The organism is Thermoplasmata archaeon, assembly GCA_035622275.1.
Taxonomy (GTDB): domain Archaea; phylum Thermoplasmatota; class Thermoplasmata; order Lutacidiplasmatales; family UBA184; genus Lutacidiplasma.
Map to the genome: position 1 here is coordinate 90,410 of DASPVQ010000027.1, position 17,077 is coordinate 107,486.

The 17,077-nt window shown below is 71.0% G+C and carries 16 protein-coding genes and 1 tRNA gene; 12 read left to right on the forward strand and 5 right to left on the reverse strand.

What is annotated here, in order from left to right; translation table 11 throughout:
* Nucleotides 1-21 precede the first annotated feature (21 nt).
* Nucleotides 22-894 carry a hypothetical protein gene (locus VEL82_08180; GenBank protein HXW67833.1) on the forward strand — a complete coding sequence of 291 codons (873 nt, stop codon included), beginning with the start codon at nt 22-24 and terminating at the stop codon, nt 892-894.
* On the opposite strand, the gene VEL82_08185 is transcribed toward VEL82_08180, so the two are convergent.
* The 3 genes from VEL82_08185 to VEL82_08195 are packed head-to-tail and all read right to left on the reverse strand — an operon-like array spanning nt 817 to nt 4,287.
* Nucleotides 817-2,145 (reverse strand): ABC transporter ATP-binding protein, encoded by a 1,329-nt coding sequence (locus VEL82_08185; GenBank protein HXW67834.1) that lies wholly within the window; start codon nt 2,143-2,145, stop codon nt 817-819. The two genes, VEL82_08180 and VEL82_08185, sit on opposite strands and share 78 nt — an antisense overlap.
* Nucleotides 2,142-3,260 carry an iron ABC transporter permease gene (locus VEL82_08190; GenBank protein HXW67835.1) on the reverse strand — a complete coding sequence of 373 codons (1,119 nt, stop codon included), beginning with the start codon at nt 3,258-3,260 and terminating at the stop codon, nt 2,142-2,144. Before VEL82_08190 ends, VEL82_08185 begins: the two co-directional genes overlap by 4 nt.
* Entirely contained in the window at nt 3,244-4,287 is a 1,044-nt protein-coding gene (locus VEL82_08195; GenBank protein ID HXW67836.1) for an ABC transporter substrate-binding protein, read from the reverse strand. Before VEL82_08195 ends, VEL82_08190 begins: the two co-directional genes overlap by 17 nt.
* A gap of 107 nt (nt 4,288-4,394) precedes the next feature.
* Between VEL82_08195 and VEL82_08200 the strand changes: the two genes are divergently transcribed.
* From VEL82_08200 to VEL82_08240, 9 genes are all read left to right on the forward strand, one after another.
* Nucleotides 4,395-4,558: transfer RNA gene (locus tag VEL82_08200), tRNA-Trp, on the forward strand.
* A 109-nt stretch (nt 4,559-4,667) separates the two neighbouring features.
* Nucleotides 4,668-5,069 (forward strand): VOC family protein, encoded by a 402-nt coding sequence (locus VEL82_08205; GenBank protein ID HXW67837.1) that lies wholly within the window; start codon nt 4,668-4,670, stop codon nt 5,067-5,069.
* Nucleotides 5,070-5,135: 66 nt separating this feature from the next.
* Nucleotides 5,136-6,881 carry an oligosaccharide flippase family protein gene (locus tag VEL82_08210; protein ID HXW67838.1) on the forward strand — a complete coding sequence of 582 codons (1,746 nt, stop codon included), beginning with the start codon at nt 5,136-5,138 and terminating at the stop codon, nt 6,879-6,881.
* 147 nt (nt 6,882-7,028) lie between these two features.
* Nucleotides 7,029-7,421, forward strand: a complete 393-nt coding sequence (locus VEL82_08215) for an iron-sulfur cluster assembly accessory protein (protein HXW67839.1) — start codon at nt 7,029-7,031, stop codon at nt 7,419-7,421.
* A 123-nt stretch (nt 7,422-7,544) separates the two neighbouring features.
* On the forward strand, nt 7,545-8,471 hold the full coding sequence (locus tag VEL82_08220) for an ABC transporter ATP-binding protein (GenBank protein HXW67840.1): 927 nt from the start codon (nt 7,545-7,547) through the stop codon (nt 8,469-8,471).
* Nucleotides 8,461-9,225, forward strand: a complete 765-nt coding sequence (locus VEL82_08225; protein HXW67841.1) for a hypothetical protein — start codon at nt 8,461-8,463, stop codon at nt 9,223-9,225. Before VEL82_08220 ends, VEL82_08225 begins: the two co-directional genes overlap by 11 nt.
* On the forward strand, nt 9,226-10,008 hold the full coding sequence (locus VEL82_08230; protein HXW67842.1) for an ABC transporter permease: 783 nt from the start codon (nt 9,226-9,228) through the stop codon (nt 10,006-10,008).
* Nucleotides 10,009-10,220: 212 nt separating this feature from the next.
* Complete coding sequence (locus VEL82_08235; protein ID HXW67843.1) at nt 10,221-10,538, forward strand: hypothetical protein; 318 nt, start codon at nt 10,221-10,223, stop codon at nt 10,536-10,538.
* 132 nt (nt 10,539-10,670) lie between these two features.
* On the forward strand, nt 10,671-11,528 hold the full coding sequence (locus tag VEL82_08240) for a sulfurtransferase (protein HXW67844.1): 858 nt from the start codon (nt 10,671-10,673) through the stop codon (nt 11,526-11,528).
* Between the two features lie 4 nt (nt 11,529-11,532).
* On the opposite strand, the gene VEL82_08245 is transcribed toward VEL82_08240, so the two are convergent.
* On the reverse strand, nt 11,533-12,201 hold the full coding sequence (locus VEL82_08245) for a hypothetical protein (protein ID HXW67845.1): 669 nt from the start codon (nt 12,199-12,201) through the stop codon (nt 11,533-11,535).
* A gap of 89 nt (nt 12,202-12,290) precedes the next feature.
* On the opposite strand from VEL82_08245, the gene VEL82_08250 reads away from it, so the two are divergent.
* Entirely contained in the window at nt 12,291-12,506 is a 216-nt protein-coding gene (locus tag VEL82_08250) for a hypothetical protein (protein ID HXW67846.1), read from the forward strand.
* Here VEL82_08250 and VEL82_08255 read toward each other — a convergent pair.
* Nucleotides 12,503-12,961 (reverse strand): SRPBCC domain-containing protein, encoded by a 459-nt coding sequence (locus VEL82_08255; protein ID HXW67847.1) that lies wholly within the window; start codon nt 12,959-12,961, stop codon nt 12,503-12,505. The genes VEL82_08250 and VEL82_08255 overlap by 4 nt on opposite strands.
* Before the next feature lie 158 nt (nt 12,962-13,119).
* On the opposite strand from VEL82_08255, the gene VEL82_08260 reads away from it, so the two are divergent.
* Nucleotides 13,120-17,077 (forward strand): thermopsin family protease (locus tag VEL82_08260; protein HXW67848.1); only part of this gene is annotated, 3,958 nt, incomplete at its 3' end.

Below are 17,077 nucleotides of genomic sequence, written 5' to 3' on the forward strand. Positions count from 1 at the left end.
CCGGGCGTACGTGGGGCGGCCGTGCCCGCGTCCCCACGAGCCCGCGCCGACCGCCATCGGGGGCTGGCGACGCTGCGGCGCCTCGGTGCGGTGAGCGACCTGTTGTTCCTCTTCGAGACCGAGGCGCATCCGATCTCCCAGCTCCGCGAGGCCGCCGAGCGCCTGGGCGTCTCGGTCCAGGCCGCCTCGCACACGTTCCGCAGCCTGCGCGGTCGCGGGCTCGTCGAGATCCGCGGGGGTCTCTACCGGCCCACGGTCCGGGGCGTCGACTGGCTGCACGGGGCGCTCGGCAGCGTTCGCGACGATCTCGCCGAGCGACTCGACCGGTTGCACATCGTGCGGACCACCCGCGCGATCGCCGCGGCACCGCTGCGGTCCGGCGAGGCGGTGGCCCTCGAGATCGTCGACGGCCGGCTGACCGCCCGGCACGGTCCGGGCCGCGGGTCCCGCGGCCGGGCGCGATCGGCCGCCCGGGCGGGCGAGATCGTGGAGGTCGGCGAGCTCGCGGGCATCGTGCCGCTGCCGCTCGGCCACCTGTGGGTCGCGGCCGTGCCGGCCGATCGCCTCGGCGATCCGTCCCTGCGCCGGGATCTCGCGCGGGCCGTCGCCGCGGCGCCACCCGGCCTGCTCTTCGCGTTCGGCCTGGAGGCGGACCACCTGCTCGCACGGGTCCTCCCGCGCCGTCCCCGCATCCGCTTCGGCGTCGCGGCCGCGATCGCCGAGGCGACCCGCCTCGGCGTCGACTGCACCCTCGTGAGCGTGGATCGCGAGCTGCCGCGGGTGTTCGAGGCGCTCCGCGGTCCGGACGTGCCGCCGCTAGAGTTCTTGCCGATCGGCGGGGCCGGCGGTCGACCGGGGCGCGTTCGCCGCCAGCGCGTCCGCCACCGCGCGTAGCGCCTCGGGCACGTCGCGCACCGTCCGAGCGCCCGCCGCGACCAGCGCGGAGCGCGCGGCCGTCGCGGCGCCGCCGATGAAATCGATCGGGCGATCCGGCGGCGGTTCGAGGAGGATCGTCGGGATGCGCGGGACGAACGGCCGGAGGTCCTCGAGGTTCGCGAGGTTGGACGGACCGACCGGGAACGGCGCGACGACGATGGCGCGGGCCTCCTCGAGCAGGGCCCGATGGCGCGCCCGCGTCGCGTCGCTGAGCGGCGCGAACGGGGCCTCGACCGCCGCCACGATCCCGAGGGCCTCTGCCGTCTCCGCGTCGGAGTCGAGCAGGTGGAGCGCGCCCGCGCTGACCCGGAAGCCCTCGTCGATCAGCGCGCGGAGGATCGGCGCGCCCGCGCCGCCGCCGCCCACGACGTGCACCGGACCGCGGCCGAGCGCCCCGGGAGCCGCCGGACCCTCGCTCACGAGCCGGCGCGGCAGGAGGTACGGGAGCCCCGTCCGCTCGTCGACCCGCAGGTCCGCATCCACGCCCCAGACGCGGGCGAGGAGCTCCTCGGACAGCACCGTTCCGGGGGGCCCGTCCGCGACCCGCCGGCCCCGGGAGAGCACGACGATCCGGTCGGCGTAGCGCGCGGCGAGGTTCAGGTCGTGGAGCGCGGCGACGACCGTGACGCCCTCGCGTCGGGCGAGCGAGCGCACCCGGCCGAGCAGGTCCAACTGGTGGGCGATGTCGAGGTGCGTGGTGGGCTCGTCGAGCAGGAGCAGCGGGGCGCCCTGGGCGAGCGCGCGCGCGAGGATTGCCCGCTGCCGCTCCCCGCCGCTGATCGACAGGAGGCCATCGTCCGCCCGGTCGGCGAGGCCGACGTCCGAGAGCGCGCGCTGGGCGAGCGCCCGGTCCGCCGCCGTGTCCCGGTCGAGGAAGTGGTGGTAGGCGTAGCGGCCGTAGAGGACGTACTGCGCGAGGGGCACGTCGTCGCGCACCGATTCGCTCTGCGGGACCCAGGCGACGCGTCGCGCCCGCTCCCGGATCGGGAGCGCATCGACGGGGGCCCCGAACAGCCGCACGCGACCGGCGTCCGGGACCTGGAAGCCGAGGATCGCGCGGAGGAGTGTCGTCTTGCCCGAGCCGTTCGGCCCGGTGAGCGCGACGAACTCGCCCCGCGCGACCTCGAGATCGACCGCGTGGAGGGCCCGGCGGCCGTCGAAGCTCACCGAGAGGTCGGCGACGTCGATCGCGCGGGCCGCCGCCATCATCCGGCCCCCATCGGGCTCGACCGTCGCTGGCGGTAGAGCAGGTACAGGAAGAACGGGACGCCGCTGAACGCGGTGAAGATGCCGATCGGCAGCAGCGAGGTCGGGAACGCGAGGTACGACGCGTCGCTGGAGGCGAGGAGGAACAGGCCGCCGAAGACGGCCGCGCCGGGAAGGACGACGCGGTAGTCGCTGCCGAAGAGGCGCCGCACGATGTGCGGCGAGACGAGGCCGACGAAACCGATGATCCCCGTGAAGGCCACGGCGGCGCCCGTGAGCAGCGCGGCGAGGAGGAGGACGCGCTGACGGACCCGAGCGGCGTCGACGCCCGCGCTCTGGGCGACGTCCGAGCCCAGCTGGAGCAGATTGAGCTCGCGACCGTGCAGGGCGAGCAGGGTCCCCAGCACGAGGACCGCACCGAGCACCAGCCCGTCGACCGGCCAGTCCGCGAGCCCGAGACTCCCGAGCAGCCAGAACGTCACCTGCTCGCTGCCGACCGGATTGTACAGCAGCACCAGCGAGAGGACCGCCGAGAGCAGGTTCGCGATCGCCACGCCGGTCAGGAGCAGCGTCTCGACCGATCCGTAGCGACCCCTCGCGACGGCAAGGACGACGAGCCCCGTGGCGCTGGCGCCGAGGAAGGCGAACAGGGGAAGGTAGAGCTCCGCGTTCGCCTCGCCGATCCGGTAGACGTACAGCACCGCCGCCCCGAGGGTGCCGCCACTCGAGATCCCCAGCAGGAACGGATCGGCCAGCGGGTTGCGGAAGACGCCCTGGAGCGCGCCTCCCGAGAGCCCGAGCGCCGCGCCGACCAGGAGCGCGAGCAGCACCTCCGGCAGGTAGAGGTCCCAGACGATGAACGTCAACCGCCCGCAGTCGGTCGGTCCGACGCCGGTGCCGGCGCACGCCGACGGGAAGAGGTAGCCGTGGCTGAGCTGGTGGAGGAGGATCTGGAAGCCGAGGCGCGGCGCGATGTCGGGTAGGCCGATCAGCGACGAGACGAGGACGAGCGCGACCCCGCCGACGGCGAGCGCGACGGCAGCCGGCCATCGCCGCCGGGCGGCGACCGCCGCCGCGCCCGTCCGTCCCGCCCCCGTCCCCCTATCCCGTCCCCGGATAAAACGCGGCCTGGAGCGCGGGGAGCCCGTCGAGGATCATCGTCGGGTCGGGCTCGGTGAGCCAGTTGGAATCCAGCCCGGTGAGGTTGCCGTTGATGACGGCGCCGAAGCTCGACCAGTCCGGTCCCGCGGCGTAGGTACTCTCGTTGAGGCCGAAGCCGACCCCGTAGACGATCAGTTGCGGGTCGTCGGTCAGCACCTGCGACGGGGAGAGCTCCGGGTAGGGCGTGGTCGCCGAAGCGCTGATGCTCGCGCCGCCCGCGACCTCGATGAGCGACGTGCCGAACGTGCCGGGCCCGAACGACCAGTAGCCGGAGGGGTCGACGGAGTAGGTGATCAGCACGGTCGGCAGGGTGAACTGGTTCGACGTGAAGTTGGTCGCGTTGTAGAGCGCGCCGGCGAGCTCGGCGTTCAGGCTGTTGGCCACCGCGCCGGCGCCGAAGATCTCCCCGACGAGGCTGTCGTCGACCAGGATGCCACTGAGCGTCGGCGGTTGCAACATCACGACCGGGATGCCCAGGTTGTCGGTGATCTGGAGGACCTCCGGGATCGAGACGATCGTGGCCGCGAGGACGAGCTGGGGGTCGAGCGCGGCCAGGGTGGACGGGGCGAACTCCGGTCCGATCTGCACGCACATCGACGACGAGAGCTGCCAGAGCTGGATCTGGTCCGGCGAGTAGTCCTCGGCGAGCCCTCCGTCCGCGGCGGCGTAGCAGTCGACGCCCACGACATGGCTGCGGAGCCCGAGGCGGTAGACGATATCCATGATGCTCGGGCCCAGCACGACGATCCGGGCCGGGTCGTAGGGGACGGTGACGCTCCGCCCGAGGTCATCGGTGAGATGCAACGAGCCGGGGGGGCCGGCCACCGTCGCCGGCCGGGTCGAGTAGTAGGCCGCGGTGGCCGCGACCGCGACGCCCGCGACCACGACGAGCAGCACTGCGACCACAGCGAGCGACGCACGACGGGGGGCCGCGACAGGGACCGGCGGATCGTTCAATGACATGAGAATCAGGACAAATACCATTTCAAATAAGGATTGCGCGCGCGACGTGTCGGACGGACGTCGTATCGGCGCGCGCCCACCGGACCACAACAAACGCTATCTTTCCCGGGCCTCCCGGGGAGATCGGAGGGAGCATAGGCTAACTTGGCAGACCAGCGGGCTCCAGTCAGGGTGACCGATCGGTCCCCTGCACACTGAACGGGTCTGCGGAGGGGCGCGTCGCGCCCCCGTGACGAGTGACTGGAGCGCGCGGAGAGACCCGCATATGGGGGTTCAAATCCCCCTGCTCCCACCTCTCCCCGCGCGCTCCGTCCACCCCGCGTGGGCCCGGTGACCCGTCGGCACCCCGGCCTTGCCGCGCGAGGGGCCGATTCAAATAATCCGGCGTCGAAGCGGCCGGCGTGCTGGAGTACACCGGCATCCGGGTGCGGGACCTCGAGCGGTCCGTCCGCTTCTACACCGACGGGCTCGGCCTGCGCCGCGGTCCGACCGGCCGGATGGCCGCGGGCGGGACGTGGCAGGAGCTGAACGACCCCGAGACCGGGGCGGTCCTCGAGCTCAACTTCTACCCGGGCGAGCCCCCGTACCGCGAGGGGGACGAGCTCGACCACCTCGGGTTCCGCGTCGACGACCTCGAGGCCGCCGTGCGACGGCTCGAGCGGCTCGGGGCGCGCGTGCGGATTCCCTCGTTCGCGGAGGGTGACACCCGCCTGGCCTTCCTGTCGGACCCGGACGGGGTCTGGATCGAGCTGTTCGAGCGCCGGGCCGACGACGTGCCCCCGACCTCGCGGGGCGGGGGCTAGCCGGTGCCCGTGTCGCTGGACCGAGCTAAATAAGGGGAAGGGGCCGCCTCGTAGCCTCGGCCGATCGTGGAACCCCCGACCCCGCCGACGGGCACCCCCGCCACGAAGGCGGTGGTGCCGAAGCAGGCGCTCTCGCTGACGCTGAGCTCGGGCGCGGTCTTCGCGGCGAGCCTGGCAATCCAGCTGCTCGGGGTCGCCGCCAGCTACTTCCTCTACCACCGGATCGGCAACGTCTCGACCGAGGGGGCCGCGCTCCTCGGCACGGTCCAGCTGTTCCTGCTGATCGGCTCGTCGATCAACGGCGTCGGCGACCTGAGGCTCGGCACGGCGTACACCTACTACCTCGCGCGCGGCAAGCCCGCGACCGACAACACGACGGCCTACCTCTTGGTCCGGATGATGATGGTCGGGCTCGTCGGCCTCATCCTGTTCGTCGTCGCTCCGCTGAGCGTCGACGGCCGGCAGCTCGCCGCGGGCAACATCGAGTGGACGTCGCTCGGCGTCTTCCTCGCGCTGCCGGTCCTGTGGTCGTTCTCGACGGTCTACAACCAGCTGTTCATCGGCGAGGGGAACTCGCTCAAGGCCCAGTATCCCAGTCTGATCGAGGCGCTGGCCCGCCTGCCCGCGCTCATCTACGTCGCCTACTACGACCCGACGATCCAGGGCCTCACGATCGCCTACGTCGTCGGCGCCACCGCCTCGACGCTCTTCTCGCTGCCCGCGATCCTGCGGCGCGCCCGCCGCTTCCGCGCGTTCGAGGCGTCGCGCCTGTTCCGGTTCGCCTGGCCGCTGATGGGCAGCCTCATGCTCAACTACCTCGTCACGAACATGATCCCGTTCATCGTCGAGTTCTCCGGCGGGCCAGCCCAGCTCAACGCGTTCCTGCTCGCGAACGGCTTCCGGATCCTGGTGCTCTCGCTGCCGGCCGCGGTGACGACCCCCCTGTTCCCCTACATCGCCGGGCTGCACAAGCAGGAGGAGTACGAGGCGGTCCGTCGCGGTACCTGGCAGGCGTTACGGTACACCTCGCTGCTCCTCGTCCCGGGCGTCGTCGCGCTGGTGACCTACCGCAGCAACTTCCTGGTCGTGCTCGGCGGCAGTCGCTACGTCGCCTCCGCCTCCATCCCGCTCGCGATCCTCGTCGTGGGGGCGATCCCGCTCGCGCTCAGCCAGATCATGCAGTCGTCGATCAACGCCATCGGCCGCCAGCGTCTCGAGCTCTACATCACGAGCACCCAGGTCGCGGTCCTGTTCGCGGCCGCGTTCCTCCTCCTGCCGCCGTACGGGCTCCTGCCCGCGGGCGACGTGCTGGTCTCGGCGTCGATCGCCGTCCTCCTTTCCTCCTGCGCGGCGATCGCGCTCAACACCTACTTCCTCGAGACCCTGATCGCCGTGCGGATCCAGGTGCGTTCGGTGATCGCAATCAGCGTCGGCGCGGCGCTGAGCTTCGGCGTGATCTCTCGCTTCAACAAGCCGGGGTTCCTTCCGGCCACGACCGGTTACGAGCTCGCCGGCGTGATCGTCCTGTGCTTCGCGGTGTACTTCGTCGTCCTCGCGCTCTTTGGCGAGCTGACGAAGCAGGACGTGCACCTGATCGGTCGGTCGATCGGTCTGCCGGAGTCGTGGTGCCGCGCGATCGCCCGCCTGTGCTGGCGCAGCACGTCGGCGGAGCTCGCGCCGGTCCGACCGGAGCAGGCCCGCGGCCTGCGCCAGCCCGAGCTCCCCGAGACGTTCGTCGGCACGCGGGAGATGCCCGACATCGGCGCCCCGCTGCCGGCGACACCCCCCGAGGAGGACCGCAAGGGTCCCTAGGCGCGGGGCGAGCCCCCCGCTCCGTGTCACCGCGTGCGCTACGGCCGAACTCCGAGGGCGCGGCCCCCGAAGACACGGTGGTTGTCGCTGCCCCGGCTTCGCAGAGCTTAAGCCAAGGTGCGGGCTCGTTCGGTCGAGGTCAGTTCCATGATCCACGTCGAGATCCGTCCCGCGGCGGTCGATCAAGTCAAGACCCTGATCCGGGGCCAGAAGCCCGAGATCGGGGTCCGGGTCTACGCCCAGCCGGGCGGAGGCGGCTGCTGCGGCGGCGGCAGCGCGGTGCAGTTCGGGCTCGCGTTCGCCAAGCCCCGGGCCGACGACGAGGTCGTCCGCGCGGACGGCTTCCAGCTCCTCATCGATCCGACGAGCACCCAGTTCGTCGACGGCGCGGTCATCGACTACGTCGAGGACCTCAACCAGTCCGGCTTCAAGATCACCAACCCGACCCTCCCCGAGCCGGATGCCGCCGGCCGGGCGGGGGGATGCGGGTCCTGCGGCAGCAACTCCTCGAACGGCGGCGGCTGCGGCTGCGGGCACTAGCGGACGGGGTTCGACGAGGGCGTCGGCTGGATCGCATCGCCCGGGCCCGGGCCCTCCCGCGCCGGCGCGTCGCGCCCCGGGCGCCCGCGCGCGAGGCGGGGCCCGCGCCGACGGGGGCCCGGCGTGAGCGAGCTCGCGCTGCGGAGCATCGACCTGCGCAAGACCTACCGCTCGCGCGGGGCCCCTCCGGTGGCCGCGCTCGTCGGGGTGTCCATGGAGGTGCGCCGGGGCGAGCGCGTGGCGCTGCTCGGCCGCAACGGCGCGGGGAAGACCACGTTCCTGAAGATCGCCTCGACCTTGCTGCGCCCGACCTCTGGATCGGTCGAGATCTTTGGCCTCGACGCTGTGCGAACGCCCGACCGCGCGCGCCCGTACATCGCGGTCGTCCCGCAGGAAGGCAAGCCGTTCTCCCACCTCTCCCCGCGCGAGCAGGTGTACACGTACCTGCGGGCGCGGGGGATCTCCCGCGAGACCGCGAAGGCCCGCACCGAGGAGGCGCTGAGCCGCATGGGACTCCAGGAGATCGCCGATCGTCTCTCCGTGACGCTCAGCGGTGGGCAGCGCCAGCGCACGATGGTCGCGACGGTCATCGCCACGGAGGCGCCGCTCCTGTTCCTGGACGAGCCCACGATCGGCATGGACCCGTTCGCGCGCCGCGAGGTGTGGGCTTCGCTGCGGGAACTCACGCAGAAGGGCTCGACGATCCTGCTGACGACCCACTACCTGGACGAGGCCGAGGTCCTGAGCCAGCGCCTCTACATCGTCGAGCGGGGCTCGGTCCTCGTGAGCGGGACCGCAGAGGACCTCAAGCGCTCGGTCGGCGGCACCCTACGGGTGTCGATGCCGAGCGGGGCGGGCCAGCTCGAGGCGTTCCGCTCCTTCGGGGAGTGCACGGCGGACGGGAGCGCGCTCACCGTCATCGTGCTGCCGCACCGGCTGGGCGAGCTGATGGACCTCGCCGTCGAGCGCGGTCTCACGGCCACGGTCGGCCCCGTGACGCTCGAGGAGGCGTTCCTGAAGGCCGTGGGACGGTCGATCGATGAGGACTGAGCCGGCTGCGACGGCCGCCCGGGCGTTCCGGGGGACGGCGGCGTTCCTCTGGGCCGAGGTGCTCCAGCAGCAGAACGAGCGCCTGGCGATGGCGACCTCGATGGTCGTCCAGTCGGTGATCCTCGTCTTCGTCTACATCCTCGACCCGTCGCTGCTCGGGGTCGCCTTCGTGGGCGCGATCCTCTTCTCGACGTTCGTGATGGGCCAGCGGGTCCTCAACGAGGCCGCCTACCTGAGGATCGACCACAAGGCGAACGACCTGTACCTCGCCGGGCCGATGACCCCCGAGGCGTACTTCCTCGGCATGTCGGTCGGCATCCTGATCGTCTACCTGCCGCCGGTCGTCCTGCTCGGCGTGCTCGCCACCCTCATCGTCCCGCTCTCGGTCGCGACCGGCCTTCTGCTGCTCGGCCTCTCGGGCGTCGTCTGGCTCGCGGCGGCGTCGATCGGCTACATCTTCTCGACGTTCTTCCGGGACAACCGGGCGATCTGGGCGTACTCGAGCCTGTTCTTCAACATCTTCGGGGTCCTCGCACCGGTCTTCTATCCGCTCGGCTACTTCCCGGCCGCCCTCCGCCCGTTGGTGCTCCTGATGCCGCCGAGCGCGGCCGCGGCGCTGATGCAGTCGGTGCTCGGGGTGACCCAGCTGCCGCCGCTCGAGGTGGCCCTGGCCGCCGGCGGCCTCGTGGTCGAGGCGCTCGCGCTGTTCGCCGTCGCGGTCTACTGGGCCCGGCGGACCGTGCGGGGGGAGTAGATGGCGACCGTCGAGGGCCGCCTGCCCGACGTCCCGACCGAGGGCCGCGCGCTCCCCGCCTTCGGGATCGTGGGCTGGCGGTGGATCTCGCGGAACCCGGCGGTAGCGATCACCCCGGTGCTCCTGCCGTTCATCTTTCTGTACTTCCTCTCGCTGATCTCGCCGCCGTCGCTCCTGCCGCTCGAGATCGTCGGGGCGATGCTGTTCACGATGCAGAACATCGGCTCCTGGACGCTCGGCGACAGCGCGTTCTGGCGGATCGAGAGCTCGCTGCAGGACCTGTTCGTCGCGAGCCCGTTGAGCCGGGTCCGCTACCTGTTCGGGATCGCGTTCTCGAACCTGATCGCGATGCTGCCCGCGCTCGCGATCCTGACGGCGCTGCTCGCCTGGGTCGGCGGCGCGCGGGGGGTGCCCCTGACGCCGTTCGGCGCCCTCGCCCTCTTCGTGGCCCTCTTCACGTTGTGGGTCCTCTTCTCGTCGGTCGGCATCGCGATCTCGAGCCGGATCCACACCCAGCGGGAGATCTGGCCGGTGGGCAATCTCACGTTCACGATCCTCGGGATGCTGTCGCCGCTGTACTACCCGCTAGCGGCCCTCCCGCCGCTGTGGCAGGACGTGGCTCGGTTCCTGCCGACCACCTACGCCGCGCTGCTCGTCCAGGGGGCGCTCGGGATCACGCCCGCGACGCCGACCGAGCTGGCGCTCTACGCCGGGCTGCTCGCGGCGAGCGCGATCGTCGGGCTCACGATCACCCTGCGACTCTACCGGTGGGGCGAAGGGTGAGCCGGCGGCCCTCCGGGGGGCCCGTCCGCTGCGCCCCATCCGCCTCCGGTCGCGAAACGTTCAAGCGGGGGACCGCCATGGTACACGCGGTGCGCTCACCGACCCTGGATCGTTCCGTATTCCGCCCCGGCCCCTCGGCCGCGGGGCCGGTCGGTCGGCGCGATCGATGCTGGCGTTCCTCCCGCTCGGGAGGCCCGTAGGAGAGCCAAGCGATGGGCAACGACGAGTTCGACGAGATTCTGAGCGCGCTCGACCGCGAGACGGCCCGGATCCGCGTGCGCGCGGAGCCCCGCCGGTACAACAAGCCCGCCACCGTGATCGGCGGTTTCCCACCCGGCGTCGACCTCGCCGAGACGACCCGGGCGCTCAAGAACCGGCTCGCGACCGGAGGCTCGGTGGTGGACGGCGAGGTGTACCTCCAGGGCGACCACCGGGCCCGCATCCGCGACGAGCTCGCCCGCCTCGGCTTCGACCCCGAGACGATCGAGATCTCGGACGCCCCGCTGCCGAAGCGCGGTCGGCACGGCTGATCGCTCGCACGCAGAAGGTGCGGGGTTCTCAAGTCCCGCCACCGTTCCCGCGCGAAATCGGTGGCCTTAGGCGCGGAATGCAGCCTCCGTCGAGGGTATATCCTCACGCGCGTCGGGCCGCGGCGAAGAACCATGGCCGCGTACGCGCATCCGGACGTCCTGGTCGACACCGCATGGCTGGCCGAGCATCTCAACGATCCGAAGGTCCGGATCGCCGAGGTCGACTACGACCCGGCCGCGAACTACGAGCTGGGCCACGTGCCGGGCTCCGTGCTCTTCGACTGGCGCAAGGACATCAACGACCCGATCAAGCGTGACATCCTCTCCTCCGAGGCGCTCACCGCGCTGTTCCACCGGGCCGGAGTCGATCCCGACACCACGCTCGTCCTCTACGGCGACTTCAACAACTGGTTCGCCGCGTTCGCCTTCTGGGTGTTCACGTACTACGGCGCCAAGCACCTGAAGATCCTGAACGGGGGCCGCAAGAAGTGGATCGCCGAGGACCGGCCGCTATCCAAGGACGTCCCGAAGGTGCCGGCAGGCTCGTTCACGGCGCACGCTGCGGACGCCAAGCTGCGGGCGTTCCTGGACGACGTCCGCGCCGCCCTTCCCGAGGTGAAGGCCGGCAAGCTCGGCCTGGTCGACGTGCGGGGGCCCAAGGAGTTCTCCGGCGAGATCACCGCGCCCCCGGAGTATCCGACCGAGCACGCCCAGCGCGGGGGCCACATCCCCGGCGCGAAGAACATCCCGTGGGCCCAGGCCGTCCAGGACGATGGCACGTTCAAGAGCCGCGACGAGCTCGAGACCCTCTACGGCTCCAAGGGGATCACGGGGCAGGTGCCGGTGATCACGTACTGCCGCATCGGCGAGCGCTCGAGCCACACCTGGTTCGTCCTGAAGTACCTCCTCGGGTACCCGGACGTGCGCAACTACGACGGCTCGTGGACCGAGTGGGGGAACCTGGTCCGCACCCCGATCGAGAAGGCGTAGGCGCCTAGTCCCGGCGGGGACGGCGCGGCCGGGGGGCCGCCTCCTTGCGGACGAGGAACTGGTGCAGGTTCCCTTCCGAACGGTGCGCGAGCAGGCGCTCGCCGGTCTGGTCCGCCCAGCGCTCCATCTCGATCGGGCTCGTCGGATCGTCGGTGACGAGGAGGACCGCCGTCCCGGCCGGGCGCGCGCGCAACTCCTCGTTGAGCAGCGTCAGCACCGCGGAGCACTCGAGACCGATCTCGTAGAGCTCGAGGTCGGGCGTCTGGGGCCAGCAACGGATCCGCTGCGCCCGGATGCGCTCGGCGAGGCGCCCGGCGATCGCACCCGCGGTCTCGAGCCCGTGCGGCGGACCGGTCGGGCGTACGCGGACGACCCACCCGTCGTCGTACGGCGCGTCGTTGAGCAGCCGGGGCCGGATCGCGATCGCCGCGTTCCGCTCGAGCACGGTCGCGTCGACGGGTAGCCGCACGGCGCCCGTGAGGCGGACGCTCTCGATCGTGGCGACGCTCCGCCCTCGGACGACCACGCCCTCGACCGGCCGGAACGTCACCTCCCGGAACGGTCCGGCGAACCACACGAGCGGACCGATGAGCCCGACCCGCGCGCTGACGCCCGTCGCTTCGGGCTGGTACCAGACGTCGTGCTCGAGGTCATAGAGTCGGTCCTCCGGCACCGGGCACCCGCCGATCTCCACGCATATCGGACGGGGCCGACGCCCATTAGCCTCTCGCGCGCAACACGCTTTTGGCTTCCGGCCGGCTCATGGCCGCTCCCATGGCGGGGCGGTGGGCGGAGGGAGCCTCCTCGGCCGCGCCCGGGCGCGCGCGCTGCCGGTGCGGCCACCTGCCGACGCACCACATGGTGGTGGTCCCGCTGAGCGGCGCCGCCGGAGCTCGGCTCGAGGCGAGCGGTCCGTGCGCCGTGTGCGGCGAGGCGGCGTGCCGCCACTACTCGGCCGGAGCCCCGACGCTCGGCTAGCCGTACGCGGCCAGGATCAGGTAATCCTTGAGCCGGTGCAGCCGGTCGTCCCACAGGTGGAAGTGGAAGGAGCGGGCGGCTTCCCACGCTTCGCCCGCGCCCCAGCCGCTGTGCTCGAGCGTCACGTCGATCCCCTCGGGCGACTCCTGCAGCCGCACGTAGACGTGCGTGCGCGGCTCGGGCCGGTTCATCAGATCCGCGAACTCGGTCGGGCCCAACCAGCTGAAGCCGATGTCGACGTCCGGCGTGAGCTGCCGGATCCGACCGGTGCTCTCGAAGGCGACGGGTCCGTCCCAGGCGAGGTAGTACTCCCCACCGACCCGCGCCTCCACCCGCGCCCGGTCGGCCAGCCAGCCCGTCAGCTGCCGGGGGTCCGTGAACGCGGCGTGGATCATCGGGAGGGGGAGGGGGATCGTGACCTGGACGAGGATCGGATCGAGCGGATCGTCCGGCACGGGAGCGCGCTCCCCGAGCGGGCCTAAAGGGTTTTCGCGGAGGCGCTTCCGCGACTGCGAGAAGAAGGGGAAAGTTTATGCCTCGGAGCTCTCACGCATCCGTGCGTATGCACGCGCAAATGCGAGCCGGAGCGCTGGTCGCCGCCGTAGCCGTTCTGATGGTCGTCTCCACGATGGGACTCGTGAGCGGGGCGCTCGCAGCGACGCCCTCCGCGGGGGCACCGGCCGCGATGCCGGCCGTGGCGGCCGCGACGAGCCATGCCTCGGGCTCGACCCTCCCGTCCGTGCCATCGAACCACGCGAGCGCCGCCGTCCCCTCGGCCCCCGCGTCCATCCCCGCGCCTCCCACTCCGCTCGAAGCCAAGACCGCCGCCAGTTCCCAGGCGGCTTCCACCCTCCAGTCCCTCGAATCGAGGGGCGTCCCGCTCCACGACATCTACCTGCCGGACTACGCGGCGGCGGACCACGCCCCCTCTTCGGGCGTGGTGCAACTCTCCTACGGGAGCGGCCCGGCCCCCTGGGGGATCGGGGAGTTCGGACTTCGCAACGTCTCCGGCGTGATCACGCCGTTCACCCTCACCACGACCAAGGTCGCCGCGAGCTTCTCGACCGGGGAGCTGACCGGCCTCTCCCCGGACATCAGCGGGCCGGACCAGTACGGCGTCCAGGTCAACGCGGTCCTCAACAACGTCACGATCGAGGGCAGCCACGGCTACCAGTTCTGGACCCAGAACGTCTTCGACTTCTATCCCGCGCTGCACCAGATCGTCTTCGTCAGCAACATCTGGAACTTCTCGGCGATCCCGATCGCCTGCAACACCTTCTACTCCACGGACGGGAACTTCGTCTGCCCGGTGTACTACTACGGGGAGTCGGCCCTGATGCCGGCCTCCTACCCGTTCACCGTCAACTTCTGGATGAACTCCTCCCTCATCGGCGGGCGCGATGCCGTGTTCTTCAACTACTCGGTGAACAGCGGCGCCGGGGTCGAGTACGGCTCGTTCAACTACGCGATCTTCAACTCCCTCGCGCCCGGCGGCAACCCGGCCGCCACGCCGGTGCCGGCGTACGTCGCGACCGGCTCCGCCTACAACCCGATCGGGCTGCTCGACGACATGGAGATCATGATCGGCGGGCCCGGTGGCGGATCGAACTTCGATCTGTTGGGCGCCGAGAGCACGTACATGACCCTGCAGTACTTCAACGACAGCGCGGACGCCTTCCAGAACGTCCCGTCCGCCTACAACGTCGGCGGGGACACCGGCGAGACCTCCTACGGCGTCAGCGCGGCCTGGTCGTCGTTCGCCACGAACCCCGGCTACGGCCCGGCGGCCTGCGCGGCCTGCGCGCTCCTCACCGCGGGCCCATCCCTCCTGCGGGGGATGTGGAACGTGAGCGCCGCCCCGCAGGTGACGGACTGGGTGGACCAGCCGTACCTGGTCCTGACGACCAACTCCTACGACCCGTTCATGTTCGTGGCACCCGGGGCGGTCTTCACCGGCTGGCAGACGACGGACTGGTCGCTCTTCCAGTGGGCGCCCGGCCAGCTCGCGCCGGACTCGCTCTACAACCTCGGGCCCGAGCTGGGCCTCGTGCTGCCGACCGGGGAGTACACGGTGATCTTCCTGCAGGCGAACTACGACCCGCTCGAGGTGGTGGTCGACCTGACCAGCGGCGCCTACTTCCACCAGTACGCGATGACCCCCGACACCACGACCGGCGTCTACACGCCGCTGTGGGCGCAGAACGAGACCGCCGCGGGGTACGTCGCGAGCGGGATCGACGGCTTTGGCAACTACCTGTTGATGAACAACCAGTACGCGGACGTCGGCTCGATCCCGTGCTTCTCGGACTTCGGCTGCGCGAGCTTCCCGTTCTTCGGGACGGCGAACGACTACCTGTATCCCATCTTCCCCGGCGTGATGCTGAACGACGTGGAGGAGGTGGACATCGTGAACCCCCCGAGCTTCCAGACGGCATTGCTGCCGCTCGACGCGCTGGCGGTCGCGTTCTGGGGCGTCCCGAGCACCAACGACCTCCAGTTCTTCATCAATGATTCCTACGACGTGAACTTCCTCGGCGGGTCCGTCGGAGGCTGGTGGCTCTACGCCTCGTACTACGGGCCGCTCCAGTCCCTCGGCAGCGTGACCTACTGGAACACCTCGGACAGCTACATCAACGGCGTGACGTTCGACGGCGCCGGCATGGGCCTCTTCCTCTACGGGGGCTACGACAACGAGATCGTGAACTGCTCGTTCTACACGTCGATCCCGAGCTCCCCCGATCCCTATGCGACCCTCGCCGCCTACTGGGGCGGGATCGGGCTGGTCGACGCGGACTGGGGCGACGCGGGACCCTACGGGGCGGCCGGCGCCTACGAGTGCGACTACTGCGACGCGATCTACAACAACATCTTCGACACGTTCGTCACGGCGACCTCGCTCGTCTACGATCCGTACACCGGCAGCTTGCCCGCCCTGTTCCCGTACGCCTTCAGCGAGGCCTGGAACGTCGCCTACACCCCCGGCGTCACGAACATCATCGGCGGGGACTACCTGGGCGGCAACTACTGGTGGGACTACGGCTACTACTGGAACCCGTACAACGTCCTGCCCGACGTGGAGTTCAACCCGATCGTCGAGCTCGAGTTTGGCGTGCCGGCGGCGTTCATCTGCATGTCGGTCTACTTCTACTGCGACTACGGCGGCGGCGACTACTACCCGCTCGTTCCGCAGCCGGTCTACCAGATGACGTTCAAGGAGGTCGGCCTGCCGGCCGGGGTTTCCTGGGGCGTCAGCATCTACGTCGAGTACACGAGCGGCTCGGAGGAGCAGTACGACTGGCAGACCGGCTACGTCGAGAACGAGACGCTCGCGCCGGGGGAGGTCAACCTCTCCGAGACCGCGGGCGCCTGGGAGTACTACCCGTACACGAGCGATCCGTACCTCGCCGCGGCGAACGCGGTCGCGCTGATCACCGACGCGTCGATCGTCGTCACCGTGGTGTTCCAGAAGGCCTACGTGCTCAACGTCACGGAGTCCGGCCTTCCGGCCCACGCCTACTGGGAGGCGTACGCCTTCGGCGGGCCGAACGAGGAGTACTTTGGCGAGGTCGAGAACACGAGCTCGATCCTCCTCGTGGGCCTCTTGCCCGGCGACTACACGCTCTACGCCGTGGCCGAAGGCAACTGGTATGCCACGACCGAGAGCCAGTCGATCACGATCGTCGCGGCGAACGTGAGCGCGAGCGTCGCGTTCATCGCGGCCTACGTGCTGACGGTCCACGAGACCGGTCTTCCCGCGGACTCCGGCTGGGAGTTCTCCTACACGAGCGCGACCGGCGGCTACTCCGGCACCTGGATCATCTTCGGCGCGAGCGAGCTGAACGTCTCGCTACCGGCGCTCAACTACACCTGGAGCGCACTCGCGCCGGGCTACACGGCCGTGCCCGCGAGCGGCTCCGCCGCGCTGACCGGCAACACGACGCTCTCGATCACCTTCGGCGCGTCGGCCTCGCTGGTCTTCACGGCGAGCGGGCTCCCGGGCGGAACGCCCTGGACCGTCGCCCTCACCGAGTTCGGCGTGACGACCTACTACACGACGACCGCCGGCTCGCTGACCATCGCCGTCGCCGCGGGCTCGGTCTCCTACGCGATCAGCTCGGCCGGCTTCACGGCGACCCCGTCGAGCGGCATCGCGAGCCCCGGAGCCGGCGCGACCACCGAAGTGGCCGTCTCGTTCGCGGCCCCCACGGGCACGCTCTCGGGCACGATCAGCACGGGCGGCGCGACCCTCTACGTCGACGGCGCGAAGGAGGTGCTCGGCTCGGGCGGCAGCTTCTCCGTGACGTTGCCGGCGGGCGTGCACACCGTCGAGGTGACGGCGTCGGGCTACCAGACCTACTTCAACAACGTATCGGTCAGCGCGGGCAAGACCACCACGCTGTCGATCGCGCTCACGGCCACGCCCTCCACCGGGCTCGCCGGGATCAGCTCGCTCGGCTGGATCCTGATCGCGCTGCTCGCGGCGATCGCCGTGATCCTGCTCGTGACGACGCTCGTCTTCGCGCGGCGCGGTCGCCGGCCGCCGCCCCCGACCCCGTACGCCGCGAGCCCAC